The sequence below is a fragment of the Salinicola rhizosphaerae genome (assembly GCF_014652715.1).
GTDB lineage: Bacteria > Pseudomonadota > Gammaproteobacteria > Pseudomonadales > Halomonadaceae > Salinicola > Salinicola rhizosphaerae.
Map to the genome: position 1 here is coordinate 784 of NZ_BMZI01000006.1, position 3,684 is coordinate 4,467.

Genomic DNA, 3,684 nt, shown 5'->3' on the forward strand with positions numbered 1-3,684 from the left:
AATCTGGCCGTCTCGCGTGAGGCTCACATCATAGGAAGTGCCTCCAGTATCGACAACGATGATATCCTTACCCGCAGCCAAGGGTTCATGCTTGCCGTACTGCGCACCTGCCACAGGAGCCAAGGCCGGGCCGGAGTCAATGGTCTGGATTGGGCGATCAGACATTTGCTCCAAGCTCATCACCCCACCACTGACATGCGTCACCATCAATGGATCACCTGCGAAGCCCAGTTCGCGGAATCGACGCTCAAGATCCTGAAGATGTTCGCGCATTAACGGTTTGATGGAGGCATCGATCGCCGTCGACGAGGCTCGGCGATACTCCCGCACGACGTTATTTACTTGGTGACTCAGAGAATAAGCAATGCCTGGCATTTCCTCCTCGATCAGCTCAGCGATACGCAGTTCGTGCGCCGGGTTTACGACTGAGAAGATAAGGCAGACAGCAATGGCTTCCACCTCTAGCTCACGTACACGGTGTAGCACGTCGCGCACGGACTGCTCGTTGAGTTCCACTGCCACAGTGCCGTCAGCCAGAACGCGCTCAGTGATCTCAAACGATAGGCGCCGAGGGATATATGGCTTAGGGAACGGTGTTGCCAAGTTCCATGCATCCTCTTTGCCACCTTCACGGTAAAGCAAGGTATCGCGGAAACCGCGAGTAGTGACAAACGCGGTCTTGGCCACTTTCCCTTGCAGCACAGCGTTGGTCGAACGGGTTGTCGAATAAACGAACGTGCGAGTCTCGGCCAGCAACGCCTCAAGCGTCATGCCATTTTCTGTAGCCGCCAGTTTGATTGCATTGGCGATGCCAATGAACAAATCGTCGGGAGTAGAAGACGCCTTATAAAGACCAATGACACGCTTGCTATCAGACAAAATAAGGTCGGTGAAGGTGCCGCCCGTGTCGACAGAAATTGTGAACGGAGGCAGTAAATTAATTTCATTCATGGATAACGGTCCTAAATTTGTTTGCAATTAGCCGCGCACGACTAAATCGGATTAACAGATTCGCTAGCACTTGCCGAATAGCGACCACCTGTCAGGTATGCCATCAACGGAGTTACAACCATAGTCACTGCAAAGGCAACAAGCGGAGCGACAGAAGCACCGAGTGGCCCCGCCAATCCAAAGGACAGTGGAAGTGCAAGTGTCAGCGCCAATACGAGCGAAGTAATACCCACAGGATTCCAAGCTCGCAACTGTTCCTTGCCATAGAGAAACGTATTCGGCACCAACTTGAAAACATAGCGATTCAATACGATATCGGAGAACACCGTACCCACCCAGGAGATCAGCACAATCCCCCAAATACTCAACACGAGGGTTGCCTTGCTGTATAGGTCGGCCATAAGAACCAGCACGCAAACAACGCAAGTCATCACGACCCAGCTGACACGCGACATCCTCACATCGAACAAACGATTAGCAACTGTTGCAAGACTTACTGCTGTTGCATAAACATTGTTAACGTTGATGCGGGCCTGAGTGATAACAACCAACAGAAGGCCAAATATTCCAAATGCGTGGGTGAAATAGACTGCTGGATCAAATTCTTCGAATGTCATACTAAGCCAGGCACCAAATAGCAGCGGAATCAAGAAAGTGACCAATGTGAAAACCGGCCCAAGCAAAATCCCACCAATCACGGCGTGTCGAGCCGGAATGAATCTGCCGAAGTCACTTGCAGTAGCGCCGATTGCAGCGACTCCGAACATCGCAACCATAACTTGCAGCACTGGGCTTCCCGCCGCCAAGTTGATGTCAGGCGAGTGGGACAGAGACCAAAATCCAGGCGCCCCACCCATCTCCATAGCTCGTAACGCGATAAGTACAAAAAAGATAAAAAGTATAGGCAAAGTAATCCACATCAAACGACTTACTAATTTTACTCCGAAGCAAGTTAACGGGATAAAAATCAGGCCACACGATATCTGAAAAACAAGGAGGGGGATTGAAGGAAAGTAGGCACGAATGGCGTTGATCATAATCCCCCCTTCCATAGCGAAGTAGAGAATATTGTTGGTGGAGTAAATCACCGCAGTGATAGTTGAACCGAGAAACCCGAAGCCACAGGCTCGGGTAATCAAGTCTGAGTTGAATCCTGACTTCGACGAGAACCATACCCACACGAAAGCAATCGCCCCGACAATCATCGCCGTGGACGTAGCACCGATCACAAAATTCATGGTGCCAAAAGAATGAACAAGTTGCGCCCCAACCATGAACCAAATGAGCGCAGTCGTGACTCCCAACATCACTCCTAATATGGATACCGCGCCCAACGACTTGCCTGACTCTGGAACGGGAACGTTCGCGTACTCGTCCCCGCTGTCATCACTGTTCGCAGCTACCTTTCTGACGTATTCCATCTTGCCTGCCCCTCGCAGTAAAGCGTTCACGTTAAAAACCCGATATTTTTGTCGATTAGCGATAAAAAGCTAAGTTTTAGATGCATAACGTGAAAAATTCGCTTGCGCCTGATGCATGATAAGGCAAATAGCGTGCCATGTTAGAAGGGTTGTCTAGCCGAAAGATTTTTGTCCTTTTATTTCAATTACTTGTGGGTGAATCCGGATGGGGGCGATGCTGATTTTACAGAAGATCAACCAGAGAGCGAGACGCACGTGCTTGGTGCAATGGCGAACAAAATGCCCCATTACTGTGCCTAGGGAGTAATCTGGCTTTTTTAGATCCGGCTCGCAGTTCGGTTCATCACGTGTATCGAGAAGATTGGTTCCATGAGCCTGGAGACTCTCGATCCGAGCATTCGCCGACCAAAGCTAATCGAAACTCGTAGCTGCCCGGCAAGAGTTTGTTGTGGTTTGCGACTACTGATCAATGCCTACGTGGGGGGAGAAGGGGCTGAAGCGGGTGTAGCTGAACACCAATCTTGAGGAGCGCCTGCATTGGTGCATGCAGGTGAAGCATCCTGGGCCTAGAAGAACACGGGCCTTTTAGCAGGGCTTAGAGTTTGAACGAAGCCGGAAGCTTATCTACCGCGACCTGAATCAAAAGCTCTACATCATTCACGCCATCATCAGACATCCTGAGCTCCTGCTCCAGGACGGCAAGTCCAACTCTGGACTGCGTCCTCACCTCGCCGAGAAATTGGTAGGATCCTGTGGACGAGGACACGATCGTCACTGCAGGTTGAGCTATCAGCAATGGCTTAGCTCGATGGTCACCCTTCACCAGCAAAATGCCCAGATGCGAGTGATCAACAAGCAACTCGTTGGTCACGATCGTGGATCGCACCACCCCTGCCCCTAGCAAAGCCATGGCTCGACGACGAACGACGCCATAAGGCCGGCCTAGACGCTCTGCGAGCTCTCTGAATTGAATGCGTGGGGAAGCGCTGAGTTCCCGTAAAAGCTCTCTATCGTCGTCTGACCATCCGAGCTCATTGAGGATCGACTGATCAACAGAAGGGGATCTAGTGTCCTCTCGCCACTTCTCCACTTGCAACATTGGCCAACACTCAACAGACACAACGCCTGGAGCACTTTGAAGCTTTTCACAGACGAACCGGTGAGCCTGAAGATCATCCTTGCTGACAAATTCACCAAAAAAAGTGAAGCGTCCCAGCGTTCTGACTAGGTGAATCACATCAGGTTGTTCTTGTGCCCACGCTGCGAACTGCTCGGGCGATCCAGAGGTGACAACCCCCATCGACACACGGGT

General features: G+C 51.2%; 3 protein-coding genes. All 3 read right to left on the reverse strand.

Annotated elements, in window-relative coordinates; genetic code table 11:
* A partial coding sequence (locus IE125_RS13350; protein WP_189445185.1) for a hydantoinase/oxoprolinase N-terminal domain-containing protein occupies window positions 1-951 on the reverse strand: 951 nt, incomplete at its 3' end.
* A 41-nt stretch (window positions 952-992) separates the two neighbouring features.
* Window positions 993-2,372, reverse strand: a complete 1,380-nt coding sequence (locus IE125_RS13355) for a purine-cytosine permease family protein (protein ID WP_189445186.1) — start codon at window positions 2,370-2,372, stop codon at window positions 993-995.
* A gap of 595 nt (window positions 2,373-2,967) precedes the next feature.
* Window positions 2,968-3,684: Lrp/AsnC family transcriptional regulator (locus IE125_RS13360; protein ID WP_194523955.1), on the reverse strand; the 717-nt coding region annotated here is incomplete at its 5' end.